This is a genomic window from Rhizobium sp. G21 (assembly GCF_014158035.1).
Lineage (GTDB): Bacteria > Pseudomonadota > Alphaproteobacteria > Rhizobiales > Rhizobiaceae > Rhizobium_E.
In genome coordinates this window covers 4,261,057-4,287,116 of record NZ_JACFXW010000001.1, presented here as the reverse complement: position 1 = coordinate 4,287,116, position 26,060 = coordinate 4,261,057, and the positions used below count along the sequence as shown (strand labels likewise).

The window sequence follows — 26,060 nt, the reverse complement described above, 5'->3', positions numbered from 1 at the left end:
CGCTTACCGATCCCGGCTCAAGCCTTTTTCGGCGAGTTCCGCTTCGTAAGCGGCAAACAGCCGGTCGCCGGTTTCCCCGAGTTCGCGGAGATAGCGCCAGGTATAAATGCCGCTGTCATGCAGATCGTCGAAGCCGATGCGCACCGCGTAATTGCCCTGCGGCGAGACCGAGAGGATCATGACGTCGCGCTTGCCCGGCACCGTCACCTTCTGACCGGGGCCATGCCCCTGCACTTCCGCGGACGGCGACAGGACACGCAGCATTTCGGCAGGAAGGGAAAATCCCGCGCCGTCGTCATAGACGATGTTCAGCGTCTTGCGGTCGGTGGAAATGCGGAGTTCGGTCGGCCAATGTTCGGTCATGCGTCACCTCTCGGCCGTTCAATAGGACAAGCCATGTCGCAGGAGCAAGACATTTCGGCTTTAAATCGGTTATGCTGTCCCTATATGAACCTTGACGCAAAAGCCGAAATTCCGATGATGGGCTTCGGAGGAGCAAGCGCATGAATATCATTCCCGGTCCGATCGCGCGTGAGGCGGCAGCGCCGCCGATGATCGATCCGTTCGGCCGCATGGTGAGTTATCTCCGCGTGTCGGTCACCGATCGATGCGATTTCCGCTGCACCTATTGCATGGCGGAAAAAATGGTGTTCCTGCCCAAGAAGGATCTGCTGACTCTCGAGGAATTGGAGCGGCTCTGTTCCGCCTTCATCGACAAGGGCGTCAAGAAGCTGCGGCTGACGGGCGGCGAGCCCCTGGTGCGCCACAACATCATGCATCTGATCCGCGAGCTCGGCAGCAAGATCAAAGACGGCAGTCTCGAAGAACTGACGCTCACCACCAACGGCTCGCAACTGTCGCGCTTCGCCAGCGAACTGGTCGATAACGGCGTGCGCCGCATCAATATCTCCATCGATACGCTCGACCCGGACAAGTTCCGCCAGATCACCCGCACTGGCGATCTCGCCAAGGTTCTCGAAGGCGTCGACGCCGCCCAGAAGGCCGGCTTGAAGATCAAGATCAACGCCGTTGGCCTCAAGGATTTTAACGACCGGGAACTGCCCGAGATCATGCGCTGGGCGCATGGCCGCGGCATGGACATGACCGTGATCGAAACCATGCCGATGGGCGAGATCGAAGAAGACCGCACCGATCGCTACCTGCCGCTCTCCGTGCTGCGCGCCGATCTCGAAAGCCGCTTCACGCTGAAAGACATTCCCTTCCGCACCGGCGGCCCTGCCCGCTATGTCACGGTCGAAGAGACCGGCGGCCGTCTCGGCTTCATCACTCCGATGACGCATAATTTCTGCGAGAGCTGCAATCGCGTGCGGCTGACCTGCACCGGCACGCTCTATATGTGTCTCGGGCAGGAAGACGCCGCCGATTTGCGCGCCGTGCTTCGCGCCAGCGACGACGATGCGGTCCTCTCCGCCGCGATCGACGAAGCGATCCGCCGCAAGCCGCGCGGCCACGATTTCATCATCGACCGAACGCATAACCGTCCTGCGGTGTCGCGCCATATGAGCGTCACCGGCGGGTGACGTGCGTGCGATCCCGCGTGTCGCTCCCTTACGAATGCGCACTCGACCTATGGCGGGATTTTGAGACGATGCCGACAATCGGCCACCGTCACCCGCAGATCAGACCACGGTCGAGATCGATTACCGATCCTGCAAACACGTTGCATGTGTGGCGCGATATCAACCTGACGCTACGTTAACCGTATAATTTAGCGAAAACTTGAACCATCACGAGTAGGACTCTCATTAAACAACGAGGGGATTGCGATGATGGATCTCGCGGCGGATGCCGGCAGTCAGTTCATACGCCGTTTGATTCTGCCGCTCTGCGCCCTCATCGCAGGCTTGATCGTCCTGGCCTTCGCCGGTCTGTTGTGGATCGCGGACTACCAGACGCAGGTGGCCGTGCGTCATCAATCGCGACTGGCGCGGCATGCGCTGCAGGTCCAGGCGGAGCGCCTCGGGTCGAGCGCATCCGACTATGGCTATTGGGACGACGCCGTCGCCAATATCGTCGACAAACCCGATCTCGCCTGGATGCGCGCCCAGATCGGCGCCGGCCCGGAACAGACGCTGGGACTGGATTTCTCCTTCGTCATCGGTCCCGACGGCGAAACAATCTATTCCTATGTCAAGGGCAGCCGGCAGAACGGCGAACGCATCATCGGGCTTCCCCACGCCTTCCGCTTCGCCTATCGCGCCTGGCTCAAGAATCCGACCAAGACCTTCGCGGCGGTCATACCGTATCAAAGCCAGGCCGTTACCATCGCGGTGGCCCCGGTGGCTTCCGTAACGGACGTTCGACGGCCGGCCACCGGCTATTCCATCGTATTCGTCGATCGCTTCGACGACGCGGCTCTCGACCGCCTCGAGCAGAATTTCGATCTCGACGATCTCAGGCTCTCCAATATCGCCGAAGAGGCGCCGCATCCCGATTCCGCCGTCGAAATCCGCGGCAATTCCGGCGATGCGCAGAAGACATTTCTCATCTGGAACCCGTCGCGTCCCGGCGACCAGATGTTGCGCATCGTCATGCCGTTTTTCGCTGTTCTGGTGTTGGCGCTGGCTGCCCTCGGCCTCTTGCTGGCGCGGTTCATCAGCAATTCCAGCCGGCTGATCTCCGATCGGGAACAGCGCGCCGGCTCCGACAGCCTGACGGGCCTCGCCAATCGGGCGCGATTGAACACCGAACTCGAAGACGCCGTGCGCCGCGTCTCGCGCGGCTTCAGCGGCATCACCGTCATGTATATCGACCTCGACGGCTTCAAACAGGTCAACGACCGGTTCGGTCATGCTTGCGGAGACGAGTTGTTGCAGGAGGTGGCGCGGCGATTGAAGGACTGTCTGCGGACCAACGATCTCGTCGCGCGTCTGGGCGGCGATGAATTCGTCGTCTTGATGACCGGCTGGATCGAGCGCAGCTACATCCAGGCCATCGCCGCGCGCATTCTTCTGTCGATCGGCAATCCCATCGCCTTGTCGACCGGACAGGACGCCCATATCGGCTGCTCGATCGGCATCGCCGACTCCTGGGAGCCCGACGTCACCGCGCAGGGGCTGCTCAAAGCAGCCGACGCCGCGTTGTACGAAGCCAAGGCCGCGGGCAAGAATACGCTGCGATTCCATCACGGGTTCGCCGCCTCGCCCGATCAGCATGTCGATATTCGGTACGCAGCCGTCTGACGAAAACTTCGTCGCGGATCTGGCTCCATCGTCTCTTTCGGTCTAGAGGCGAAGCGTCTCGCGCCGAACAGCGCGGCGACGATGGACGAAGCGTCTTCTCGACGGAGGCGTTTCCTGCTGGAGTGGATCGTTGCCCGACAATCGCAATTTACGCGGCGCCTTGTTGATGGCTCTCGCCATGGCGGGCTTCTCCCTGAACGACGCCATGGTTCGGCTGGTTGCCGCTCACATGAATACCGGCCAGATCATGCTCCTGCGCGGAGCGATGACGACGCTGATCATCGGACTTTTCGCCTGGCGCATGAAGCCGGCGTTCTCGCCGTCGATGTTGCGCGACCGCGCCCTGATGCTCCGTACGCTCTGCGAAGCGCTCGCGGCGATCGCCTATGTCCATGCGCTCGGCCTGATGCCGCTTTCGAACGCCGCTTCGATCATGCAAGCGCTGCCGCTCGTGGTCACCATGGGAGCCGCGCTGTTTCTGGGTGAAAAGGTGGGCTGGCGGCGCTGGCTGGCGATCAGCGCGGGCTTTTGCGGCGTGCTGGTGATCATCCGCCCCGGCGGAAACGGCTTCACCGTCGCCTCGCTCATCGTCATCGGCAGCGTGCTGACGGCCGCCGCCCGCGACCTCGCCACCAAACGCATCATGCCGGGCGCGCCCACGCTTCTCGTCTCGGGCGCGGCCTCCGTCGCCGTCACCGTCAGCGGCGCGCTGCTCGTCGAGCCGATGGGCGGCTGGCGCACGCCCGATGTCACGGATCTGGCGGCGTTGGGCTTCGGGGCGTTGATGCTGTTCACCGCCTACCAGACGCTGATCATGGCCATGCGCACCGGCGACATCTCCTTCATCGCCCCCTTCCGCTATACCAGCCTGTTGTGGTCCATCCTGCTCGGCGTCGTCTTCCTGGGCGAGCGGCTGGACATGTGGATCATCATCGGCTCGGGGATTGTCGTCGCCGCCGGCGTCTATATGTTCTACCGCGAAAACAGGCTGCGTCGGCTGACAGCGGCCGCGAGCCAACCCCTGTCGTGAGCATGCCATGCATAAGCCATCGCCCCGCCCGGGCGTCATACTCAGCGGCGGCCGATCGTCGCGCATGGGCCGACCGAAAGCGCTGCTGCCTTTCGGAGCGGGTCGCCTCATCGATCACGTCGCGGCGCGGCTCGCGCCGCAGGTCGACGGAATCGTGGTCAACGCCAACGACGCCGCGATCGATCTGACCGGCGCGCTCGTGGTCCCGGATCTGTCGCCTGATTTTCAGGGGCCGCTGGCGGGGTTGCAATCGGCTTTGGCCCACGTCGTCGAAGCTCATCCCGACGCAAGCCACGTTGCGGTGGTCACGGTCGACTCGCCCTTCTTCCCGCCCGACCTGTTCGATCGCCTTGCGGCGACGCTCGAAGGCGATGACGACGTGGCGCTCGCGGCGTCGGGCGGCCGCATGCATCCTGTCACCGGCCTCTGGCCGACCGCGCTCCTGCCTGCGCTCGACGCCTGGCTGGCGGCGCCACCGACACTCAGGGTCCGCGCGTTTCTCGAAGGAAAGGTGAAGCAGGTCGTGCATTTCGATCCGGTCCCGACCGCCGCCGGAATGATCGACCCCTTCTTCAACATCAACACGCCGGAAGACCTCTCGGAGGCGCTTCGCCATCTCGGTGCGGCATCGTCGGAAGAACGCGCATGACGAAGAACCAACCGAAAATCTTCGGCGTCACCGGCTGGAAGAATTCCGGCAAGACCGGCCTGATGGTGCGGCTGGTGCGCGAACTGACGGCGCGCGGCTATCGCGTCTCGACCGTCAAGCACGCGCATCACGATTGCGACGTCGACAAGCCCGGCGCCGATTCCCACCAGCATCGTGAGGCCGGCGCCCAGGAAGTGGCGCTGGTCTCCGGCGCGCGCGTTGCGCTGATGCAGGAGTTGCGCGGCGCGCCGGAACCGAGCCTCGACGATATCCTCGCCCGGCTCGCGCCGTGCGACATCGTGCTCGTCGAAGGCTACAAGCGCGAACCAATCCCGAAAATCGAGACGAGGCGGCGGGACGCAAGGAGCACGGAACCGCTCGCGCCGTTCGATCCGCAGATCCTGGCGGTCGCGTCGGACCACGCGCCGGACACCGACGGCCCGCCGCGCTTCGACCTCGACGACACGCAGGGGCTCGCCGAGTTCATTCTCCGCCATCTCGAACTCCCCGACACCGGCCACGGACGGTGAATACAGCCATCCCGCCGCAAACCTCATGAAAGACCGAGAGACCGCCATGAACGACCGTCCCGCCCGCCCCGAGATTTCAGGCGAACTCACCCTTCGCACGCTGGCCATGCCCGGCGACGCCAATGCCGCGGGCGATATTTTCGGCGGCTGGGTCATGGCGCAGATGGACCTGGCCTGCGGCATTCGCGCCGCCGAACGGGCCCATGGCCGCGTGGTGACCGCCGCCGTCAAGGAGATGGCCTTCCAGTTGCCGGTGAAGATCGGCGATACGCTGTGCATCTATACCGATATCGTCAAGGTCGGCCGCAGCTCGATCACGCTCAATGTCGAAGCCTGGGCCCAGCGCTACCTCTCTCCGCATATGGAAAAGGTCACGGACGCCACCTTCGTGATGGTGGCGCTCGATCAGGACGGCAAACCGACGGCCGTGCCGGAAGAGTGATCTTGCTCGGCAAGCAACGCGCGCCAGCGCCGCAGCGGCAGGCGATCGAGGCTATGCAACCGGATGCCGATCCGCGCGTTTTGCGGCCAGCCGTCTTGACCGCGCCATAGAGGAGGCAGATCAAAGCGGCAAATCGCTGTCCATGAGGGATTCTCCATGTCTGGTCCGTTCAATCTCCCCGCCCTTCTGCCGATCGGCATGCTGTTCCTGTCCAACATCTTCATGACCTTCGCCTGGTACGGACATCTCAAACACAAGACCACGTCGATCGTGCTCGCAATCGTCGCATCCTGGGGGATCGCCTTCTTCGAATATTGTCTGGCCGTGCCCGCCAACCGCATCGGCAGCGCCCACTATTCGACGGCTCAACTCAAGACCATGCAGGAAGTCATCACGCTGGTCGTGTTCGTCGGCTTTTCGGTGTTTTGGCTCAAGGAGAGCGTCACCGTCAACCAGATCATCGGCTTCGCGCTGATCGCGCTCGGCGCATCCTTCATCTTCCGTTCATGACGGTTCTGATATCCGCAAATTCGTCTGATTTCGAGGCCAGAACGGCGTCAATCATGTAGTCGAGGAGCTGCCCCATGTCCTTGTCCCGCGCCACGATGAGCGCCATCCGCTTCGGTTACGGCCTGCGACCCGGGGAAACCGGCCCGACGGGACCGGAGGATCTGATGAAGCAGCTCGACGCAGCGCGGAGGGAAGCGCTGCGGTTTCCGGTCGGAGGCGTCGAACAACGCCGCGCCGACATCGAAGCGCTCAATCGACAATATGCAGACCTGAAAAAATACCCAAGGAAGAACGTCCGATCGCGCGGGGCAAAATCGTCGACCAGGCGCGCATTCTGTACAACATCGATCTGCATGCGCGCGTCGAACAGGCCGCAATGTCACCCAACGGCTTTGCAGAGCGGCTGGCAATGTTCTGGGTCAATCATTTCTCGGTGTCCGCCCAGAAGTCGAAGACGCGATTTTATGTGGCGCTCTACGAAGCCGAAGCGCTGCGGCCTAATTTGGCGGGGCCGTTCCGCGACCTGCTGCGCGCCGCCATCCTTCATCCGGCGATGTTGACCTTTCTGGATCAAGGACGGTCGCTGGGGCCGAATTCGCCCCGCGTAAAGAAGAACGACAAGAAGGGTCTGAATGAAAATCTCGGCCGCGAATTGCTGGAGCTGCACACATTGGGGGTCGACGGCGGTTACGGCCAGGACGATGTGCGCAATGCAGCGCTGGTGCTGACCGGGCTCACCGTCAATGCCCGTGGCGAGGCCGTCTATCAGCGCCAGCGCGCCGAACCCGGCCCGATCGAAGTTCTCGGGAAATCCTATGGCGGGCCGCGCCGCACCATTCAAGACGTCGAAGCGATGCTCGATGATCTCGCCGCCGCTCCTCAGACCCGACGCCACATCTGTCGCAAGCTCGTCGTTCACTTCGTGTCCGACAAGCCGCCGACGGAACTCGTCGAGACCATGACGCGCGCCTGGGAGAAAACCGACGGAGACCTGCGTGCCGTCTATAAGGCGATGCTCGATCATCCCGCCGCCTGGGCCAATCCAAACGAGAAAGCGCGCCAGCCCTTCGACTTCGTGGTCGCGGGCCTGCGCGCGACGCTCGCGGACGAACAAGACTTCGCCGTGCCTCCGGCCAAGGCGAAAGCGATGGCGGAGCCGGAGATGGACGAGCGCGAAACCGCAGCGCCCGGTCCCGTCGCCAAGGGAGCGGACGGCGACGACGAGATGATGATGTCGGAAGACGACAAGATGACGCCGGGCGGAACGCAGGAAGGCCGAACGAGCCAAGCGCGCCCGCATTCCGTACAATCCGCTCACGGTGCGCGCCTTGCGCAATCTCGGTCAACCGATCTGGCAGCCGTCGAGCCCGGCAGGCTTTCCGGAAGGGTTCGACGCCTGGGTTTCCGCCAGCCAGATCACCGGCCGCATCTCCTGGGCGCAGCGGCTCGCCCGCCGCCGCGCCGGGCAGACCGATCCGGTCAAGTTCCTCAAGGTCGTGTTGGCCGACGCCGCCCGCGACGACACGATCACCATCGTGTCGCAGGCGCCGAACCGCGCCGCAGGCGTGGCGCTGACGCTCGCCTCCCCTGAATTCAACCGTCGCTGACGAAAGGACTGAGGACCATGGAAAAGATCGCCCTGAGCCGGAGAACCTTTCTCGCCGGCGCCTGCTGCGCCGCCGCCTCGCCCGCCTTTACGCCGCTGTCCTTCGCCGCCGCGCCGGGCGACAAGCGCATGGTCACCATCGTTTTGCGCGGCGCGCTGGACGGGCTTCACCTCGTGCAACCCTATACCGATCCGCTTCTGGCGCGCTACCGCCCCGACCTGGCGCTCGATCCGTCCAAGGGCCTGCTGGATCTCGACGGCCGCTTCGGCCTGCATCCGCTCGCCAAGGACCTGCTGCCGCTTTGGAAAAGCGGCGATCTCGGCTTCGTTCACGCCGTGTCCACTCCCTATCGCGACACCCGCAGCCATTTCGACGGTCAGGACATTCTCGAATCCGGCGGCGACAGCCCTTCGGACGAGGAGACGGGCTGGCTGAACCGGGCGATCAGCAGCATTCGCAATGTCGACATGCGCAAAGCCATCGATGTCAGCGCATCCTCGGAACTCATCCTGACCGGTCCGAATCCGGTCGACACATGGTCGACGCGTTCGGATCTCGACATGGGCTCCGACGAGGCCGCCTTCTTCAAGCGGCTCTACGCCAACGATCCGGCCTTCTCGCAGGCTTTCGCCGAAGCCACCGGCGCCGACGCGCAAAGCGACACGATCTTCTCCACCGGCGCCCGCGCGGACAACGCCGCAAGCGTCGCCCGACTGACGGCGGGCATGCTGAAGGACAAGTATCGCATCGCCAATTTCTCGGTCGGCGGTTGGGACACGCACATCGCCCAGACCAACGTCTTCAAAAATCCGTTGAAGAACCTGGTAGCGGCGATCGTGACGCTCAAGAAGGAAATGGGGCCGGACATCTGGTCGAAGACCGCCGTGTTGGCGATGACGGAATTCGGCCGCACCGTCCGCCAGAACGGCTCGAAAGGCACCGATCATGGCACCGGCGGGGTGGCGATCCTCGCCGGCGGCGCGATCCGCGGCGGCAAGGTTTACGGCAAATGGCCCGGTCTGTCGGAGGACGCGCTGTTCGAGAACCGCGATCTGATGCCGACCATGGACGTAAGGGAAATTGCCGCCTCGCTGCTCAATGCGCAGTTCGACATTTCGGGCGGCGACCTCTCGACCAAGGTCTTTCCTGGATTGGACGTCGCCAGCGCGCGCCCCGCTTATCTGCGCGGTTGAGCCTCATCCTTTCCGGCCGACGACGGTCGCAGGCGTCCGGCGGGCGTTTTTCGCCATGGTGGCCTGCTTCTTCGCGACGGCGGCGTCGGCGGAGGCGTTGCCGGATTGCGCGCTGAAGGGAGCGGCGTCGGTGATGATCGGCGGTCGTCCGGCGCTGAGATTGTCCGATGTCGCGCAGTGTCCCGCCTCGCTCTATGACATCATTCCCTCTGTGCGTATCGAGGGACAGCCTATGGTGCATGTCAAGCCTGGAGCCGTTGGCGAAACGACCTGCGCCGCGACCGGCGATCCGACGGTCATCGTCGAGGGTAAGCCGGCCGCGCGATTGGGCGACCTGTCCTGTCGGCGCAAATAGCTGCTCTATCCACACGCAGCGCGTCGACGCGCCGCGAGGAAAACTCGATCCGTTTCCCTTTTGTACTCCGCGGGACTTTATTTCCGCCGATTCCCGGTCCATATATCCTCCATGGCAAAAGCTCCGAAAAATCCGTCCGGCTTCGAGGAAGCCCCGCAGGCGTCTTTCGAAGGCGCTCCCCTGTCCGGCTCGGTGGCCGACTGGGTGAAACAACTCGAGCAGGAGGCCGAACAGGCGTCCCGCGCCGAGAGCATGCGGGAAATCCGCTCCAAGGCGGGCAAGCACCGCAAGACGGTGGAAAACGCCGCCCGCCAGCATGCCGAAGTTCAGGCCGTGAAAGCCAAGTCGGCGGAAATCGGCGACAAGCGCTCGGCGCGTGGAGGTTCGATCGGCGGCTCCAACGATCCCCGCACCCGCGCTGCGGCCGGCCTCAACCCGATCGCCGGCCTCGAAATCTCGCTCGAAGACGCCGAGGCGCTGCAGGCCAATGCCCGCGCCGCCGAGAAGAAGGCCGCCAAGGGCAAGAAAGCCGCCGGCCCCATCGACACCGACGGCGCCTTGGCGACGGGGGCCGTGACCGCGACCGTCGAAGCGCTGTCCGCGCTGATCGAGAGCGGCAATCCGTTGTTCAAGAACGGCGAGATCTGGATGCCGCACCGCCCTGCCCGGCCGCAGAAATCCGAAGGCGGCATCCCCTTCAAGATGGAGACGGAATACAAGCCCTCCGGCGACCAGCCCACCGCCATCCGCGAACTCTCGGGCGGCCTCAATACCGGCGAGCGCAACCAGGTTCTGCTCGGCGTCACCGGCTCGGGCAAGACTTTCACCATGGCGCAGGTGATCGCCGAAACCCAGCGCCCGGCCGTTATCCTCGCGCCCAACAAAACGCTGGCCGCCCAGCTCTATTCCGAGTTCAAGAACTTCTTCCCCAACAACGCGGTGGAGTATTTCGTCTCCTACTACGACTATTACCAGCCGGAAGCCTATGTGCCGCGGACGGACACCTATATCGAGAAGGAATCGACCATCAACGAGCAGATCGACCGGATGCGCCACGCCGCCACGCGCGCCATCCTGGAGCGCGACGATTGCATCATCGTCGCCTCGGTGTCCTGCATCTACGGTATCGGCTCGGTGGAAACCTACACCGCCATGACCTTCCAGATCGAAGTCGGCGACCGCATCGACCAGCGGCAATTGCTGGCCGACTTGGTGGAGCAACAATACAAGCGCCGCGAGATGGACTTCCAGCGCGGCTCCTTCCGCGTCCGCGGCGACACGATCGAATTGTTCCCCGCCCACTTGGAGGACGCCGCCTGGCGCATCACCATGTTCGGCGACGAGGTCGAGTCGATCACGGAATTCGATCCGCTCACCGGCGCCAAGACCGGCGACATGAAGAGCGTCAAGATCTACGCCAACAGCCACTATGTCACGCCGCGCCCGGCATTGAACTCTGCGATCAAGTCGATCAAGGAGGAGTTGACGCTTCGCCTGGCCGAACTCGAAAAGGCCGGCCGTCTGCTGGAAGCCCAGCGGCTGGAGCAGCGCACCCGCTACGATATCGAGATGCTCGAAGCCACCGGCTCCTGCCAGAGCATCGAAAATTATTCGCGCTACCTCACCGGCCGCAAGCCCGGCGAACCGCCGCCCACCCTGTTCGAATACATCCCCGACAACGCCATCCTGTTCATCGACGAAAGCCATGTCACCATTCCACAGATCGGCGGCATGTACAGGGGCGACTTCCGCCGCAAGGCGACGCTGGCGGAATTCGGCTTCCGCCTGCCCTCTTGCATGGACAACCGACCCTTGCGATTCGAGGAATGGGACGCGATGCGGCCCGACACGGTCGCCGTCTCCGCCACCCCGGGCGAATGGGAGCTGGAGCAATCCGGCGGCGTCTTCGCCGAACAGGTAATCCGCCCCACCGGCCTCATCGATCCGCCGGTCGAGGTGCGCTCGGCCCGCAGCCAGGTCGACGACGTGCTGGGAGAGATCCGTGACACCACGCTCAAGGGTTACCGCACGCTGGTCACCGTGCTCACCAAGCGCATGGCCGAGGATCTCACCGAATATCTGCATGAGCAGGGCGTGCGCGTCCGCTACATGCACAGCGACATCGACACGCTCGAGCGCATCGAGATCCTGCGCGATCTCCGTCTCGGCGCCTTCGACGTGCTGGTCGGCATCAACCTGCTGCGCGAAGGTCTCGACATTCCCGAATGCGGCTTCGTCGCCATTCTCGACGCCGACAAGGAAGGCTTCCTAAGGTCGGAAACCTCGCTCATCCAGACCATCGGCCGCGCCGCGCGCAATGTCGACGGCAAGGTCATCCTCTATGCCGACAAGGTCACCGGCTCGATGGAGCGGGCCATGGAGGAGACCGCCCGCCGTCGCGAAAAGCAGATGGCCTGGAACGCCGCCAACGGCATCACGCCGGAATCGGTCAAGGCCAAGATCTCCGATATTCTCGACAGCGTCTACGAACGCGACCATGTCCGCGCCGACATTCAGGTCAAGGGCGTCAAGGGCGGCACGGCCAATGATCTGGTCGGCGGCAACATGGCAGCCCATCTGGCCGCTCTCGAAAAACAGATGCGCGACGCCGCCGCCGATCTCGATTTCGAGACCGCCGCCCGGCTGCGCGACGAAATCAAGCGCCTCAAGGCCGTCGAACTGGCCAATATGGACGATCCCTTGGCGCGAGAGGTCGCGAGCGGCGGCACGGCGGCATCGCTGCGCGCCCGCGACGCCGCGCCTGCCGACCCTGCCCAGCCTTCCTATTTCGCCAAGCCGTCGCTGGACGATATGGGCCCCGGCACCGACATGGCCCGACCGCTGTTTCGTAAGAACGATCTCGACGAGATGACCGTACGCCGCACCGAAAAACCGCTCGCGGCAGGGCCGGTGCCGGAAAAGCCCGGCATCAAGGACGACGGTTTCCGGCCGATCATTCGCGCCAAGGCCGGAGTCGGCAGCTATGAGGACGCGGGCGACGCGGCCAAGGCGAAGAAGACCAAGGGAAAGACCGGCAAGCCGGGACGGTGAAACGTCGGGGACGATCGTCGGCGCATGATCGGGACGATCCACACAAAGAAGGTTGTGGCCGTCTCTCCCATCCTCGCATAGGGATAACATCCTGTCCTCAGGAGATTGTCCGTGCGCTTTGGTACCTTCATGCTCACCCTGTTCGCCCTCGTCGCTTCCGCTTTCGGCGCCGACGCCGCGACCTATAAGACCCCACAAGCGCTCATCGAGGCGATTTACGCCTACGACCCCAACGAGAGTGAAGCGGACGCCCCGTCGCCGTATGGCGTGTTCTTCTCGAAGGGGCTCAATACGCTGTTCCAGAAAGATCGGGACGGCAAAGCCGACGACGAGATCGGCTCTGTCGATTTCGACCCGGTGATCGGCGGCCAGGATGGCGCGGCCGAAAATGTAAGCCCGGGCGCTCCCATCATCATCGACGACACCGCCGAGCTGGAAGTGACCTTCACCAACGGCGGACCGATGACGCTCTACTATACGCTGGTGAGGGAAAATGGCGGTTGGAAGGTGGATGACATCGCCAGTCAGCAAGGGGAATTCCCCTGGAGCCTGCGCGACCTGCTCATCAGCCAGCCCGAGCAGTGAAAGCCGGATCCAATCTGGAGCGTCCTCGAGCCGGGGCGCGCGGATCCCGACATGACCCGGCGGGAACAGTTGAACTTGTGCTCCGGGAGCCCGGCGGCGGATCAAATCCGCAGTGTCCCCGCCAGATGGTTTTTGCGACCTAGGCCGGCTTGGTGAGCGCGATGATCGCCTGGACCTCGCCGAGATTCGATTTGGACAAGGGATAGATCTCGCCGTTGGTCGCGACCACCTTCAGATTGGGGCCGTCGCGTTGGACCGATTTGATCATGGTGCGCCGGATCCACCAAGACCGATGTATGCGCACCCCCTGCCTTTCATCCAAATGCGCAATCGCCTCCTTCATGGTCATGCGGACCATTTGAGAGCCGCTTTCCATCCGAACGATCACATATTGGTTCTGCGCCTGTATCGTTAGGGCGTCGGCGAGCCAATCGAAATTCGGTCGCGTCGATTCGACACTCGGATTTTCTTCTCCGGCGGGGTCGAGGTTCGCCGCCGGCTCCGCGCCGAGCGGAGATTGCCTGCGTAACGGTCGCCAGATCGGCAGCTCGCAGCCGGGTTTCGCAAGCCGGCGATAGATTTCCGATTTGAAGTAAAAGACATAGGGCACGCTCAGGATCAGATTGAACAACTCCTGCCGCAAAAACGAATAACCGCCTGGTCGGTAGGGTAATCGTAGACGAATGAGGCGGTCACGGCGAAACTCAGGCTGTGCACGAATGTGAAATGCATGACATGCGCGAAATAGAACGGAATGTTCCGCGACAGCGCAAAATGCAGCCAGTACGGAAATATCACCGCGATCGCCAACGCATAGAGGGCAAGCCTCACGGACATGAGACCCAGTTCCGACACATGGTCCATTCCGGGAAACTCCGGCACGACGACGCCGACGGCTTTCAGCAGGACGACGCCTACGAGCATGCTTAGAAAGAATGGATGCGATGCGAGATGTCGGCCGAGAGCTTTGAATTGATCAAAGGACTGGAAATCGCCGTCTCTACCCTCACGCGCCTCAAACAACACGACTTAACGCACCCTATGCATCTGCTTCCGCCCAACGCGGTCTCGAACAAAACGCGATACCTGCCTCCGGCGTATATTACCATTACGCAAAATTCGCACCATTTGTCAAAAATTCACTCCAATCCGGCCGCCTGCCGCCCGCCGGCGATTGATCGGGGACACCGCTGAATTTTAAAGACAATTTCGAGAGCTCCGTTTTTCCGGGCTCGACGTCTGCCAACAAAATTCAAGCTTACGAGGGACGCGCGGAGAACGCGCGCCCGGCCCCGTTCGCGGGCATCTGGAGAGAAACATGCAATTATCATTTCAGGGCGGTATGTTCGGCGCAGCAGCCGGAACCGGATTGGATTTCGATTTCCTCGACCTGTCCTTTTCCGACAGCGACACGACCTCGAACAGACTGTCCCAGAACCTGCTGGGCATCGCCGACATCTGGGTGAACTTCGAAGCCAGCTACGCCATCAATTTCGCATTGCTCGGCACCGCCCATCTCGACCTCGGCCAATTGGAATCGACGGTCTCCTTCGAAAGCAACGCATCGACCTCGGCGACCGACCTGCTGAACGGCGTGTCGTTCGTCGACACGTCCGCCTTCCAGCTGACGGGCGAAACCGCCGACATGCTGTCCGCCATCGGACCGAGCGCCGCCGAGTCCTATATCAAGCTCGAGCTGGAAGCCGGCATCCAGGCGGCCATGAAGGTCGATGCTGGTCTCTCCTACGACGTGTTCTTCGATTCCGGCGAATTTTCCGGCAACGTCATCGATGAGAACATCAATGTGTCGCTGCCCAACACCGAATTGTTCAAGATCACGGCGGAAACGCTCGGCGGCCTCGACGGAGAGATCTATGAACTCGATCTCGGTTTCGGAACGGTCGCAGCCAGCATCCCGGAATTCGAATATTCGGATGTCGAAGTGGTCGAGGGCGGCCAGTTCGGCGCCTACAAGATCACCGGCGAATCCAGCCCGTTCCTGACGGCCGAACTCGATCTCGATCAGTTCCTGCCCGTGCCGCTCTCCGTCGACGAAAGCCTCGATCTCGGTATCGGTTCGATTTCGGTCGACACCGGCGGCCTGGATGTCAAGCTCGTCGGGGAAGCCGCATTCGAGCAAGAGATCATCGCCACGCCGGACATCGACGTCGAGATGAAGACCAGCCTCGGCCAGACGCTGACGGGCGAGCTCGGTGAAAAGTTCGAGTTCGACACGCCGGAAGGCGAAGGTCAGATGACGGTAACGGCCACCTACCAGCTCAGCATGGCCATTCAGGCGGTCACCAACCTTACATTCACCTCGAAAGTCGACTGGAAGATCCTTTACGGTGAGCTGGAAGCCGCGATCGACGTGAGCGTCTATCAGGACAAGTGGCAGGCCGGCTTCGCGATGTTCGAAGGATCGGAACCGGTCGGCGAACTCTTCTCGATCGAGCTGTTCAACGGCACATCGATCTACGAAGCGGGCTCGACCACCGAGACCTTCACCCTGTCCTACGAGAACTTCGTAACCGCGAAATCGGGCAAGACACTGACCCTCACCACGCATCAGGAAAGCGTGGAAGGCGGCAATATCGCCAATGTCATCAACGGCAATGTCCTGGCGAACAAGCTGAACGGCAATGCCGGCGACGACGTCGTGAATGGCGCAGCCGGCAATGACGTGCTGATGGGCGGCGCTGGCCTCGACAAATTGTTCGGCGGCAATGGAGCCGACACCCTGATCGGCGGCCTGGGCCGCGACACGCTCGATGGCGGCGCAGGCCGCGATACATTCCTGTTCTCGACGATCCGCGACCTGAACGGGGATACGCTCGATAGCTTCAACCGCAAGCAGAACGACCTGATCGATCTCTCGGACATCGATGCCCGGGTGAAGTCCAAGGCCAACGACGCCTTCACCTTCATCGGTGACGACGCCTTCGGCAAACATGCCGGCGAGCTGCGCTGCGTATCGTCGAAAGACGGCTACATGGTCTATGGCGACATCGACGGCAACGGCAAATCCGACTTCTCGCTGTTCGTGGAGTCGACAAAGCAGTTGCAGGCCAACAGCTTCGACCTATAAACCTGTAAACCGCCGTTCGGAGCGCCGGGCTGCCAGCAGCCCGGCGCATGCGGCCCATCACTGGATCCGCCGTCGAAATTCCCACCCAGATTTGACACGACGCCCCATCTTCCCCTCGCCATAATGCGCGCTACACTGCCTCCCCTAGGATGAACCGCCGAGCCGAGGAGACGACCGATGGCCGACATGACGGCGCAGGAACAACTGATGCTGGAGTTGATCAACCGGGCCCGCTTGGACCCGGCGGGCGAAGCCAGGCGCTTCGGCATCGCCCTCAATGAAGGCGTATCCTCTGGCGACAGGATTTCCACCGCGCCGAAACAGGTGCTGGCCGGCAATGACGATCTCGCCCAGGCGGCGGACAAGCACAGCGCTTGGATGCTGGCGCATGACATATTCAGCCATTTCGAAACACAGAAGACATCCGGCTTTACGGGTGTGAATCCCGGCGACCGAATGGAGACGGCCGGCTACACGTTTTCGGGCAGTTCCGCCTCGGGCGAGAACATTTCCGTGCGAGGAGACAGCAGCCCGCTGACCAATGCTGAGCTGACGAGTTTCATTATCCAGCAGCATGCCGATCTGTTCATCGACGAAGGCGTCGAAGGACGTGGCCATCGACTGAACATTCTCTCCGATCTGTTCAGCGAGGTCGGGGTGGGCCAGAAATCCGGCGAATTCGAATTCAGCACCGGCACATTCGACAGCTCCATGGTCTCCCAGGATTTCGCCCGAAGCGGCTCGGCGCTGTTCGTCACCGGCGTGGTCTACAAGGACACCGTGAAGAAGGATGATTTCTTCAGCGTCGGCGAGCAGATGGTCGGGCGCGTGGTTTCGAGCGGCGGCGAGAGCGACAAGACGGGCGCAGGCGGCGGCTATGAGCTGGACTTCGGCTCTGGCGCGGCCCGGACCATCGCGTTTTCGCTCGCGTCCGGCAAAGTCTCCGTCCAGCTCGGCGCTTTCGACGAGAATGTGAAACTCGACGTGGTCAACGGCGTCGAGGTCTGGACCAACGGCGATGTCGCGGGCGTATCCACCAATGTCCGGCAGATCCATGCGCTGGGCATCGCCGCCGTCGATCTCGCCGGCGGAGCAGGAATTCAGTCTCTGTTCGGCAACGACGCCGCCAACGCCCTGAACGGCAAGGGCGGAGACGACATTCTCGACGGAGGCGGCGGCAAGGATCGTCTGACCGGCGGCGGCGGGGCGGACCACTTCGTCTTCGCCCGCGGAGACACCGCCGCCAACGCCGCACGGGCAGACGTGATCGCTGATTTCACCGAAGCGGATCGGATCATACTCGACGCCATCGACGCCAACGCCAACAAAGCGGGCGATCAGGATTTCACGTTCATCGGCGGATCCGCCTTTCATGACAAGGCCGGAGAATTGCGGATCGCGAAATCCGGATCGGACACGGTCATTCAGGGCGACACCGATGGCGACGGCACCGCCGACCTGATGGTCCGCCTGAGCGGAAAGCATAATCTCACAGCGGACGATTTCGATCTCTAAGCCCTTGCGGACGGGCGCTTCCCATCATTTTTGGGGGAATACCGGCTTTTCTCGCGCGGGCGACATGAATTTCCGCTAAGCAATGGGTCTTTCCATCAGGGGGACCCCATCATGAAACGCCTTATCATCGCGGCGCTCGCCGCTCTTTCCATCGGCGGCTTCGCCCATGCCGGCGACATCGCTTTTCCGTCGGATGCGCCGATCGCCGTCATCACCTTCCCCGAACCGTGGAGCGCTGAAGAAACCGAAACCGGCGTGCAGGCCACCTCGCCGGAAGACGCGATCTATCTCTCCGCCGACGTCGCTGACGGCAAGAGCGTCGATGGCGCGGTCGAAGACGCCATCAAGTTCCTGATGGACAACGGCGTCGAGATCAATCCGGACAGCGCCAAGCGTCAGGACACCGAGATCAACGGCATGCCGATCTCGCTGATCGACTGGACGGGCAAGGACAAGGACGGCGCCGCTTCGATCGGTCTCGCCGCGGTCGTCATCGACGCGAGCCATATTCTCGTGCTCACCTATTGGGGCACCCAGGGCGCCGAAGACAAGTATGACGGCGATGTCGCCTCGATCATCCAGTCGATCCGCAAGGCGGATTGAACGGCGCTCGGACATGAGCCTTCAGGCAAATGGCCGGGTTCGTCCCGGCCATTTCTTTTGCTCGACCCACATAGCGGCGCGGCGCGGCGATTAACCTCTGGAGCGACCGCCGGAGAGGTTCATTTTAGATTTTTCTTGTTTTTCGGCGCCTTCGCGCTGATCCCTACGCGCCTTTCCGGCCACAGGCGTTAACGACGGCGAAATTTGACGCCGGCCATTTACCCCGCATTAACCATGATCGTTCACAAACTTTGCCATAGTTCGCGTTTTGGAGCCGCCTCTCCTTGCCGGGAAAGGCATTTTGAACCCGCCTTTTTTGTCAAATGTCAGGTCATGCCGAGCATCATCACCAACAACAGCGCCACCAAGGCTCTTCAGGTCATTCGCAACATTCACGGCGATCTCGCCGAAACGCAGAACAAGGTCTCCTCGGGCTACCGCGTGCAGGTCGCGTCCGACAATGCCGCCTACTGGTCTATCGCCACCACCATGCGCTCCGACACCGACGCGATGTCCTCGGTGATGGACGCGCTGGCGCTGGGCGCGGCGACCGCCGACACAGCCTATACCGGCGTGAGCCAGGTGGCCGACCTCATGGCCGAGATCAAGGCGCGCTTCGTCGCCGCACGTGAGCCCGGCGTCGACAAGGACAAGCTCGGCGTCGAAGTCGAACAGTTGAAGGCGCAGATCCTCAGCATCGGCGAATCGGCCACGTTCAACGCCGAAAACTGGGTGCAGTTCTCGACCTATGACAGTCCCTGGCTGACCGGCGAGAAAGAGATCATCGGCGGTTTCGTCCGCAGCACCGACAATTCCGTGCGCGTGCAGAGCCTCTATTTCGGCTCCAATTCCGCCACCGACGGCCCCTACGCCATTCTCGATCTCTCCGAAGCCACCGGCGGCGAATTTGGCGTTCTCACCTCGGAGAAATACGCCGTCACGCTCGGTTATTCGACCGGCTATGTCCTGTTCGACGTCGCGAGGTCCAACTCCTATTCGGCGCCTTCGCTTACGCCGCAGGAAATGACGTTGTCCAACGCCACCACCGACCTCGAACTCGACGAAATGCTGCAGGTCATCGATTCCATGCTGCTCGACGTCACCGACGTGGCCGGCACGCTCGGCGCGCTGGACACACGCGTGACGATGCAGAACGAATTCGCAAATCGGCTGTCCGATACGCTGAAGAAAGGCGTAGGAAACCTCGTTGATGCGGACCTCAATCAGGAATCGACGCGACTGAAAGCCCTGCAGGGTCAGGAATCGCTCGGTTACGAGGCGTTGTCGATCGCCAACGCCGAACCGCAATCGATGCTGCGGCTGTTGCAGTAGGCGTTGTCGCGCCCGGGCGGCGCAGATCTACTCCGCCGCCTCTTCCCGGATCGCTTCCACCAGCGCCTCCAACTCGTAGCTATAGCCTTCGAGCATGGCGTAGGCGCGCTCGATCGTGCCGATCTGCTCTTCGGATTTGCGGATGGCCTCGGTGATCGACTGGCTGCGGGCGCGCAGCATGGAGCCGAGCACATCGGTCTCCGGCCGCCGGCCCAAACGATCGATGTGCTGGCGCACCCGATTGCGATGCCGCTCGAGTTCGAGAATATGCATGCGGTTCTTGACGATATCGTCCGACAGTTTCCGCCGCATGGCCGCGACCGGATCGAAACTGCCGGGTTCGCGCTCGTCGAGAATGACGTCGTTGACCAGCTTCTCCAGCATCATCACGCCCTGCAGATCCCGGGGATCGGCGAGTTCGGGATCATAGCCGGTGTCGTCGAACACGCGGCGGCGCACCGGGTCCTTCAGCACGTCGTAGGCGGTCTGCAGCCGGGCGAAATTCTCCGTGTCGCCGCCCGCATCCGGATGCGCGGTCTTGGCCGCCTTGCGCCAGGCGTCGCGAATGGCCTGTTCGCCCGCGTCGCGGTCCACGCCCAACACGCTATAGGGATCGATCACGCTTCGTCTTCCTTTTCCGTCTCGCCGATCCAAGGCCTATCCCCTCGCCCGCGCCGCTTCAAGCGCGAAGCAGCCAACCTCCCTTTTTCCACCGGCAGGCGACGAAATTGTGGACGGCGGCGTCGAAAGGCGATGAAAACTCAAGCGGAGACGGCCAGAGAGACGCCGACTCCCACTGCGGCGAAGGCTCGCGCGATCACTTCCGGCCCCGCTCCCGCCTTGACGGCGTCCGACGACAGGATCTGTCGGAAACGCCGCGCGCCGTCGACGCCGGAGAACAGTCCGATCATGTGGCGGGTGATGTTGCCGAGCTTGCCGCCCTGGGCGATATGCGCCTCGGCATAGGCCATCATGGCGTCGCGGATGACGATCCAGTCGACCGGGCTCGACGCGGCGCCGTAGATCCGGGCGTCGACTTCGCCCATCAAAGCCATGTCGTGATAGGCGGCGCGGCCGAGCATCACGCCGTCGACATGAGCGAGATGCGCCTCGGCCTGGTCGAGCGTCTGAATGCCCCCGTTGATGCCGATGAACACGTCGGGATAGCGCTGCTTCAGCCGGTAGACGCGATCGTAATCCAGCGGCGGGATATCGCGGTTTTCGCGCGGGCTCAGTCCCTGAAGCCAGGCCTTGCGCGCATGCACCCACAATGCATCCGCTCCGGCGGCCAGCGCCGCCTCGGCGAGGCGATCCAGCGCCTCGTCCGGATCCTGATCGTCGACGCCGATCCGGCATTTTACCGTCACGGGAATAGACACCGCCGCCTTCATCGCCGCCACGCCCGCGGCCACCACGTCGGGAGTCCGCATCAGGCAGGCGCCGAAGGTTCCGGATTGCACACGATCGGAAGGGCAGCCGACATTGAGATTGATCTCGTCATAGCCCCAATCCGCTCCGATGCGCGCGGCCTCGGCGAGCTTGGCGGGATCGGAACCGCCCAGCTGAAGCGCGACGGGATGTTCGGTCGCGTCGAAGCCCAACAGCCTGTCACGCTTGCCGTGAATGGCGGCGTCGGCCACCACCATTTCCGTGTAGAGCAGCGCACGCGAGGACAGCAGCCGCAGCAGGTAGCGGCAATGCCGATCCGTCCAGTCGAGCATAGGCGCGACTGAAAAGATCTTCTCCCTATCGACGAGCGCTGCGGCATACATCGGTCGGCGCCTCAGTGCGCGCCGGCCGGCGCGCCGCTCTTGAGCAGCGGGATGTTCGGCAGCGTATGGCCCAGCACCTGATCGGCGCCTTCATAGATCATGCGGATGGCGACGAACAGGATGACCAGCAGGCCGACCCAGGCGATCCAGCGGAAGCGATGCAGGAGCTTGGCGATGGCTGCGGAGGCCGCGCCCATCAGCACGACAGACAAGCCCAGGCCGAAGATGAGCGCTGTCATGTGGTCGCGCGCCGCGCCGGCGACGGCGAGCACATTGTCGAGCGACATCGACACGTCGGCGACGATGATCTGGAACACCGCGTCGCGCAGCGTCTTGCGCGGCTTGCCGGCCACCACGCCGTCGGCGTTCTGGTCGGTGTCGGTCAGCGCTTCCTCGGCGTCGACGACCTCTTCCTCCTTGACAGTGAGCTCGCGATACATCTTCCAGCTTACCCAGAGCAGCAGAATGCCGCCGATCAGGATGAGGCCGATCAGCTGCAGCAGCCAGGTGGTGGCGAGCGCGAAGACGATGCGGAGCACCGTTGCGGCGAGAATGCCGATCAGGATCGCCTTCTTGCGCAGATCGGGCGCAAGCCCTGCCGCCGCCATGCCGATGACGATGGCGTTGTCGGCGGCGAGAACGAGGTCTATCATCACGACCTGGGCGAAGGCGGCAAGCGCCGCGTAGTCGATGCCAAACATCTGAACTCCGGTTTCGAAAAACATGAGAGGAATGGCTCGCTGATTGAACGCAAACGGCTGGACTGTCAACCTCGGCCGCGTTCAAAGGCTTGCAATACCCGCCACCTAACGAAAAACTGCGGCCATGGGTTCAAAAGGAATCGGAGGACGACATGCCCCTTTATGCGCTGGACGACGAAACGCCCGTCACGCCCGAGCCGGGACGCTACTGGATCGCGCCCGACGCGCATGTCATCGGCCGGGTGACGCTGGGCGAGGATGTCGGCGTCTGGTTCGGCGCGGTGCTGCGCGGCGACAATGAGCGCATCACGGTGGGCGCGCGCAGCAATATCCAGGAAGGCGCGATGGTCCACACCGATTGGGGATACCCCGCGACCATCGGCGAAGGCTGCACCATCGGCCATCACGCCATCGTCCATGGCGCCGAGATCGGCGACAATTCGCTGGTCGGCATGGGCGCGACAATTCTCAACGGGGCCAGGATCGGCCGCAACTGCCTGGTGGGCGCCAATGCCTTGGTGACCGAAGGCAAGGAGTTCCCGACAATTCGCTGATCGTCGGCTCGCCCGCCCGCGCCATCAGGACGCTCGACGAGAAGGCGGAAGACGGCCTGCGCCGCTCCGCAGACAGCTATGTCGAGAACTGGAAACGCTTTTCGAAAAGCCTTCGCCCGCTCTGAACCGGTTCAGGCGATCTTGCGCTTGTCCGGCTCCACGAGACCGAAGGTCGCTTCGCCCGGCGTCGGCCGGCCGAAGAAATAACCCTGCGCCATCTCGCAGCCGATCGAGCGCAGCATCGCCGCCTGTTCGGCCGTCTCGACGCCCTCGGCCGTCGTCATCATGCCGAGATCGCGGCAGAGATTGGTGACGGCCCTGATGATGGCGATCGATTCCGGATCGGCGTCCATGCCGCGCACGAAACTCTGGTCGATCTTGATCTTTTGGAACGGAAACTTGCGAATATAGCTGAGCGACGAATAACCGGTGCCGAAATCGTCCATGGCGAAGGCGACGCCCAGCGCCTTGAGTTCGTTGAGCACCGCCATGGTGCTGTCGGTGTCGTTGAGGAACACGCCTTCGGTGATTTCGAGCATCAGCCGGCTGGGCGCCAGGCCGGCGCGGTCGAGCGCTGCGGCGACCACGGCCGGAAGATCGCCGGCGTCGAACTGCAGGGGGAAATGTTGACGGCCACCACCACGTCGTCGGGCCAGCGCGTCGCCATCTCGCACGCCGCCTCCAGAATCCAGGCTCCGAGTTCGCAGATCATGCCGGTCTCTTCGGCGACCGGAATGAACTCGGCCGGAGACACGAAGCCGCGGCGAGGATGTTTCCAGCGCGCCAGCGCCTCGAAGCCGACGACCTTTTCTCCCTGCAGCATCACCAGAGGCTGATAATGCAGTTCGAACTGGCGGGCGTTGATCGCCTCGCGCAGATCATGCTCCATCTCGCGCCAGTCGCGCATCCTGCGGTCCATGTCGGGCTCGAAGAAGCGATGCTTGCCCCGCCCTTCCTGCTTTGCGCAATAGAGCGCTAGATCGGCGTTTTTCGCGAGCTCATCGGCATCCACGCCGTCGCGAGGCGCGAGCGCGATGCCGACCGATGTTCCGATGACGATGTGATGACCTTCGATGTCGAAGGGCGCATTGATGACGCCGATGATCCGTTCGGCCAAGGCGAGCGCACCCTCGGGCTGGGCCACCCCGGTCTGCAGAATGGCGAATTCGTCGCCGCCGAGCCGGGCGGCGAAACAGCCGCCGCCGAGAGCGCCGCGCAATCTCTCCGCCACCTGGACGAGGAGGACGTCGCCCACCGGGTGCCCCAGCGTGTCGTTGACGATCTTGAAGCGATCGAGATCGAGATAGAGCAGCGCCGCATCCCGAGCATCGGCGGCGTCGAGTTTCTGCGCCATGACATGGCTGCGAAACAGCGTGCGATTGGCGAGATTGGTCAGCGCGTCATGCAACGCCATATGGGTGATTTTCTGCTGCGCCGCCTGCTTTTCGGTAATGTCTTCATGCGTGACCACATGGCCGCCGTCGGGGAGTCGCGTCACCGTCATGGTCATGATGCGCCCGTCCTCGAGCTCGACCATGCGTTGGGAATGCTGATAGCCCTCGCCGCGAGCCTCCTCCTCGCCGAACACGTCGTCGGACAGAGTTCGCTTGATGCCGACGCCGTTGCGACGGCAGATCGCGATGAAGTCGCCGACGGGCATGCCGACGAGATCGATCTCCTCGTCTTTCAGATAGAACTGGTAGAGGCGGCGGTTGGCGACGATGATCTTGCCATCGCGATCGAGCATGAACAGCGCCTGAGGCATGTTTTCGACCGCGCCGTAGAGACGGTCTCGCTGGATCGACAATTCCTGCCGGCTCGCCTCCTGCAACTGGCTGCGCGCCTTGCCCAGCGCCTGGAAGGTGGAGGAGAACTGTTTCGCGAGATCGCCGATTTCGTCGGCGCGCGCCAGAAGCGCCGGATCGATCGGATCGTCGTCGAAATTCTCGTTTTTCGCGAGTTCGCTGACGTCTGCCGTCAACGCTTCGAGCGGTTCGGTGACGGCCCTGCGGAAATACATGCCGGTCAACAACAGCAGGGTCGCGCTCAGGAAAACGCTGATGGCGATTTCCCAGGATGCGGAAATCGACTGCCGTTCGGTGCGCAGTTGCGCATTGCGGTTGATGCGTTGCGCGACGTCCATGATGTTGAGCAGCGCCACCGAATATTGGCCCTGCTCGCGTTCGAGACGAGAGACCAGCGCCTGTTTGGCGGTTTCGTTCTGCACCACGCTGGTTTGCGCATTGAAGATGGACTGCGGGGCCGTGTGCGAGATCCTCTTGGCCTCGTCGACCAGCGCCTGCAGGCGGACATATTCATCAGCTCTCTGGACGCGATCGAAATGAACTTTCGCCTCGGCCAGGATGCGTCCGATCGCTTCCAGCCGACCCCAATAGGCCTTCCGAAGTCGCTGAAGATCGTAGAGCCGCGGCGCATTGGCGAATTTCGTGTTCAAGCCGTCCAGCTCGATCGCCAGAATCTTGAGCTTGTAGAAGTTGCGCAGGGCGCCGGGAGTCCTGCGGGGCGCGGGCGACGTCTGGATTGGGCCGACGGCGGGATTGCGAACCGCGTCGTCATAGCTCAGACCGGCTTCCGCCTTTTGCACCGCCGCCTTTTCGATCTCCATGATCTCGCTCGAGACTTCGACCTCGATCAGGTTGACGACGCTTCGCAACGTATTCTCACCGACGGCGACCCGCGCCTTCGCGGAGGTGACGCGATGACAGACGTCGAGCAGCGCGCTGCGCGTCTTGAAGATCTTCGAGCCGGAAAATTCGTAGCGCCGCAATTCCTGCGCAGCGTCGGCCTGCTCCGCCATGGCGGTCAGGAATTTCAGCTTGCGAGTCTGGTTTTCCGAGGACTGCTTGAGATAGCGCTCGGCGCCTTCCAGCCCCGCGCAATTCTTCATCACCGGGTCGAACACGCTTTGAAGCTTCTGATAGCTCTCAGAAAGAGAAATCACGCCGATCAGCAAGGGAGACGCTGCGGCGGACGAAAACTTCACCGCGTCCTCGACCTTGTTGATGTTGTAGACGGCGTTGACGCCGCCGGCGAGCGAGGCGATCACACTCAGGCCGACGCCGAACAGCACCTTCTTGCGAAAGCGTATGTTCGACTCCAGGGAAATATTCAGAAACCTCTTCCCAAAAGAGCGTTTCATCAACCGCGCATCCTCATCTCTCACGTAGCGGCATCCTATGCGCCACTACTTGAAAATGAATTAAGCGGAGAGAAAACTTTCACGCGATTTCGAGTAAGTCAAATCTATCGTAGAGTGCGCTAATCTTCCCATCCTCATCCGGCGCGACCGCAAAACCGCCGTATGAATAAAGAGATCGAT

General features: G+C 62.7%; 25 protein-coding genes and 1 pseudogene. 18 read left to right on the top strand and 8 right to left on the bottom strand.

Going from position 1 to position 26,060, the window contains the following annotated elements; all coding sequences use genetic code 11:
- Positions 1-3 precede the first annotated feature (3 nt).
- Entirely contained in the window at positions 4-363 is a 360-nt protein-coding gene (locus tag H2O14_RS21235; RefSeq protein WP_182829222.1) for a gamma-butyrobetaine hydroxylase-like domain-containing protein, read from the bottom strand.
- 140 nt (positions 364-503) lie between these two features.
- Between H2O14_RS21235 and moaA the strand changes: the two genes are divergently transcribed.
- The 13 genes and pseudogenes from moaA to H2O14_RS21175 all read left to right on the top strand — a co-directional run bounded on the left by moaA (position 504) and on the right by H2O14_RS21175 (position 13,155).
- Positions 504-1,541 (top strand): GTP 3',8-cyclase MoaA, encoded by a 1,038-nt coding sequence (moaA, locus tag H2O14_RS21230; protein ID WP_182829221.1) that lies wholly within the window; start codon positions 504-506, stop codon positions 1,539-1,541.
- Between the two features lie 246 nt (positions 1,542-1,787).
- On the top strand, positions 1,788-3,203 hold the full coding sequence (locus H2O14_RS21225) for a diguanylate cyclase domain-containing protein (protein ID WP_182829220.1): 1,416 nt from the start codon (positions 1,788-1,790) through the stop codon (positions 3,201-3,203).
- 130 nt (positions 3,204-3,333) lie between these two features.
- Positions 3,334-4,233 (top strand): DMT family transporter, encoded by a 900-nt coding sequence (locus H2O14_RS21220; protein ID WP_182829219.1) that lies wholly within the window; start codon positions 3,334-3,336, stop codon positions 4,231-4,233.
- Positions 4,234-4,240: 7 nt separating this feature from the next.
- A complete protein-coding gene (gene mobA, locus H2O14_RS21215) occupies positions 4,241-4,882 on the top strand; it encodes a molybdenum cofactor guanylyltransferase MobA (RefSeq protein ID WP_182829218.1) in 642 nt (213 codons plus the stop codon).
- Entirely contained in the window at positions 4,879-5,412 is a 534-nt protein-coding gene (mobB, locus tag H2O14_RS21210) for a molybdopterin-guanine dinucleotide biosynthesis protein B (RefSeq protein ID WP_182829217.1), read from the top strand. Before mobA ends, mobB begins: the two co-directional genes overlap by 4 nt.
- Before the next feature lie 46 nt (positions 5,413-5,458).
- Positions 5,459-5,854, top strand: coding sequence for an acyl-CoA thioesterase (locus H2O14_RS21205; protein ID WP_182829216.1), 396 nt, complete (start codon positions 5,459-5,461; stop codon positions 5,852-5,854).
- A gap of 156 nt (positions 5,855-6,010) precedes the next feature.
- On the top strand, positions 6,011-6,364 hold the full coding sequence (locus tag H2O14_RS21200) for a DMT family protein (RefSeq protein ID WP_182829215.1): 354 nt from the start codon (positions 6,011-6,013) through the stop codon (positions 6,362-6,364).
- 67 nt (positions 6,365-6,431) lie between these two features.
- A pseudogene (locus H2O14_RS27900) lies at positions 6,432-7,409 on the top strand (DUF1800 family protein); the annotation flags it as partial.
- A gap of 283 nt (positions 7,410-7,692) precedes the next feature.
- Positions 7,693-7,971 (top strand): DUF1800 family protein, encoded by a 279-nt coding sequence (locus tag H2O14_RS27895; RefSeq protein ID WP_246697480.1) that lies wholly within the window; start codon positions 7,693-7,695, stop codon positions 7,969-7,971.
- 17 nt (positions 7,972-7,988) lie between these two features.
- The gene (locus H2O14_RS21190; protein ID WP_182829214.1) at positions 7,989-9,164 is read left to right on the top strand and encodes a DUF1501 domain-containing protein; all 1,176 of its coding nucleotides are present in this window, start codon (positions 7,989-7,991) and stop codon (positions 9,162-9,164) included.
- Positions 9,165-9,219: 55 nt separating this feature from the next.
- Positions 9,220-9,519 (top strand): PAAR domain-containing protein, encoded by a 300-nt coding sequence (locus H2O14_RS21185; protein WP_182829213.1) that lies wholly within the window; start codon positions 9,220-9,222, stop codon positions 9,517-9,519.
- A 111-nt stretch (positions 9,520-9,630) separates the two neighbouring features.
- The gene (uvrB, locus tag H2O14_RS21180) at positions 9,631-12,570 is read left to right on the top strand and encodes an excinuclease ABC subunit UvrB (protein WP_182829212.1); all 2,940 of its coding nucleotides are present in this window, start codon (positions 9,631-9,633) and stop codon (positions 12,568-12,570) included.
- Between the two features lie 111 nt (positions 12,571-12,681).
- Entirely contained in the window at positions 12,682-13,155 is a 474-nt protein-coding gene (locus H2O14_RS21175) for a DUF3828 domain-containing protein (RefSeq protein WP_409526934.1), read from the top strand.
- Positions 13,156-13,294: 139 nt separating this feature from the next.
- Here the strand turns inward: H2O14_RS21175 and H2O14_RS21170 are convergent, their stop codons facing one another.
- Both H2O14_RS21170 and H2O14_RS21165 read right to left on the bottom strand, forming a co-directional pair.
- Positions 13,295-13,786, bottom strand: a complete 492-nt coding sequence (locus H2O14_RS21170) for a LytTR family DNA-binding domain-containing protein (protein WP_182829211.1) — start codon at positions 13,784-13,786, stop codon at positions 13,295-13,297.
- Entirely contained in the window at positions 13,774-14,181 is a 408-nt protein-coding gene (locus H2O14_RS21165) for a hypothetical protein (RefSeq protein WP_182829210.1), read from the bottom strand. Before H2O14_RS21165 ends, H2O14_RS21170 begins: the two co-directional genes overlap by 13 nt.
- 292 nt (positions 14,182-14,473) lie before the next feature.
- On the opposite strand from H2O14_RS21165, the gene H2O14_RS21160 reads away from it, so the two are divergent.
- The 4 genes from H2O14_RS21160 (at position 14,474) to H2O14_RS21145 (ending at position 19,693) form a co-directional block, all read left to right on the top strand.
- Entirely contained in the window at positions 14,474-16,243 is a 1,770-nt protein-coding gene (locus H2O14_RS21160) for a hypothetical protein (protein ID WP_182829209.1), read from the top strand.
- 177 nt (positions 16,244-16,420) lie between these two features.
- Complete coding sequence (locus H2O14_RS21155) at positions 16,421-17,758, top strand: M10 family metallopeptidase C-terminal domain-containing protein (RefSeq protein ID WP_182829208.1); 1,338 nt, start codon at positions 16,421-16,423, stop codon at positions 17,756-17,758.
- A gap of 111 nt (positions 17,759-17,869) precedes the next feature.
- On the top strand, positions 17,870-18,361 hold the full coding sequence (locus H2O14_RS21150; RefSeq protein WP_182829207.1) for a histidine kinase: 492 nt from the start codon (positions 17,870-17,872) through the stop codon (positions 18,359-18,361).
- A 333-nt stretch (positions 18,362-18,694) separates the two neighbouring features.
- Complete coding sequence (locus H2O14_RS21145) at positions 18,695-19,693, top strand: flagellin (RefSeq protein ID WP_182829206.1); 999 nt, start codon at positions 18,695-18,697, stop codon at positions 19,691-19,693.
- Positions 19,694-19,720: 27 nt separating this feature from the next.
- Here H2O14_RS21145 and H2O14_RS21140 read toward each other — a convergent pair whose 3' ends face one another.
- From H2O14_RS21140 to H2O14_RS21130, 3 genes are all read right to left on the bottom strand, one after another.
- A complete protein-coding gene (locus H2O14_RS21140; RefSeq protein ID WP_182829205.1) occupies positions 19,721-20,314 on the bottom strand; it encodes a J domain-containing protein in 594 nt (197 codons plus the stop codon).
- Between the two features lie 140 nt (positions 20,315-20,454).
- The gene (gene dusA / locus H2O14_RS21135; RefSeq protein WP_182829204.1) at positions 20,455-21,465 is read right to left on the bottom strand and encodes a tRNA dihydrouridine(20/20a) synthase DusA; all 1,011 of its coding nucleotides are present in this window, start codon (positions 21,463-21,465) and stop codon (positions 20,455-20,457) included.
- An 11-nt stretch (positions 21,466-21,476) separates the two neighbouring features.
- Positions 21,477-22,166: a YjbE family putative metal transport protein gene (locus H2O14_RS21130; RefSeq protein WP_182829203.1), complete on the bottom strand. Its 690-nt coding sequence runs from the start codon at positions 22,164-22,166 to the stop codon at positions 21,477-21,479.
- A gap of 152 nt (positions 22,167-22,318) precedes the next feature.
- Here H2O14_RS21130 and H2O14_RS21125 point away from each other — a divergent pair, with 152 nt between their 5' ends.
- Positions 22,319-22,720: a gamma carbonic anhydrase family protein gene (locus H2O14_RS21125; protein WP_409526933.1), complete on the top strand. Its 402-nt coding sequence runs from the start codon at positions 22,319-22,321 to the stop codon at positions 22,718-22,720.
- Positions 22,721-22,851: 131 nt separating this feature from the next.
- Here H2O14_RS21125 and H2O14_RS28560 read toward each other — a convergent pair whose 3' ends face one another.
- A complete protein-coding gene (locus H2O14_RS28560) occupies positions 22,852-23,307 on the bottom strand; it encodes an EAL domain-containing protein (RefSeq protein ID WP_182829202.1) in 456 nt (151 codons plus the stop codon).
- Positions 23,259-25,880 (bottom strand): diguanylate cyclase domain-containing protein, encoded by a 2,622-nt coding sequence (locus tag H2O14_RS28555; RefSeq protein ID WP_182829201.1) that lies wholly within the window; start codon positions 25,878-25,880, stop codon positions 23,259-23,261. The genes H2O14_RS28560 and H2O14_RS28555 overlap by 49 nt, the downstream gene beginning before the upstream one ends.
- Between the last annotated feature and the right edge of the window lie 180 nt (positions 25,881-26,060).

Bases quoted from the DNA above. Each gene is read 5' to 3' on its own strand.
- H2O14_RS21235 (WP_182829222.1), bottom strand. From the start codon at position 363: ATGACCGAACATTGGCCGACCGAACTCCGCATTTCCACCGACCGCAAG.
- moaA (WP_182829221.1), top strand. From the start codon at position 504: ATGAATATCATTCCCGGTCCGATCGCGCGTGAGGCGGCAGCGCCGCCG.
- H2O14_RS21225 (WP_182829220.1), top strand. From the start codon at position 1,788: ATGATGGATCTCGCGGCGGATGCCGGCAGTCAGTTCATACGCCGTTTG.
- mobA (WP_182829218.1), top strand. From the start codon at position 4,241: ATGCATAAGCCATCGCCCCGCCCGGGCGTCATACTCAGCGGCGGCCGA.
- mobB (WP_182829217.1), top strand. From the start codon at position 4,879: ATGACGAAGAACCAACCGAAAATCTTCGGCGTCACCGGCTGGAAGAAT.
- H2O14_RS21205 (WP_182829216.1), top strand. From the start codon at position 5,459: ATGAACGACCGTCCCGCCCGCCCCGAGATTTCAGGCGAACTCACCCTT.
- H2O14_RS21200 (WP_182829215.1), top strand. From the start codon at position 6,011: ATGTCTGGTCCGTTCAATCTCCCCGCCCTTCTGCCGATCGGCATGCTG.
- H2O14_RS21190 (WP_182829214.1), top strand. From the start codon at position 7,989: ATGGAAAAGATCGCCCTGAGCCGGAGAACCTTTCTCGCCGGCGCCTGC.
- H2O14_RS21185 (WP_182829213.1), top strand. From the start codon at position 9,220: ATGGTGGCCTGCTTCTTCGCGACGGCGGCGTCGGCGGAGGCGTTGCCG.
- uvrB (WP_182829212.1), top strand. From the start codon at position 9,631: ATGGCAAAAGCTCCGAAAAATCCGTCCGGCTTCGAGGAAGCCCCGCAG.
- H2O14_RS21160 (WP_182829209.1), top strand. From the start codon at position 14,474: ATGCAATTATCATTTCAGGGCGGTATGTTCGGCGCAGCAGCCGGAACC.
- H2O14_RS21155 (WP_182829208.1), top strand. From the start codon at position 16,421: ATGGCCGACATGACGGCGCAGGAACAACTGATGCTGGAGTTGATCAAC.
- H2O14_RS21150 (WP_182829207.1), top strand. From the start codon at position 17,870: ATGAAACGCCTTATCATCGCGGCGCTCGCCGCTCTTTCCATCGGCGGC.
- H2O14_RS21145 (WP_182829206.1), top strand. From the start codon at position 18,695: ATGCCGAGCATCATCACCAACAACAGCGCCACCAAGGCTCTTCAGGTC.
- dusA (WP_182829204.1), bottom strand. From the start codon at position 21,465: ATGTATGCCGCAGCGCTCGTCGATAGGGAGAAGATCTTTTCAGTCGCG.
- H2O14_RS21130 (WP_182829203.1), bottom strand. From the start codon at position 22,166: ATGTTTGGCATCGACTACGCGGCGCTTGCCGCCTTCGCCCAGGTCGTG.
- H2O14_RS21125 (WP_409526933.1), top strand. From the start codon at position 22,319: ATGCCCCTTTATGCGCTGGACGACGAAACGCCCGTCACGCCCGAGCCG.
- H2O14_RS28555 (WP_182829201.1), bottom strand. From the start codon at position 25,880: ATGAAACGCTCTTTTGGGAAGAGGTTTCTGAATATTTCCCTGGAGTCG.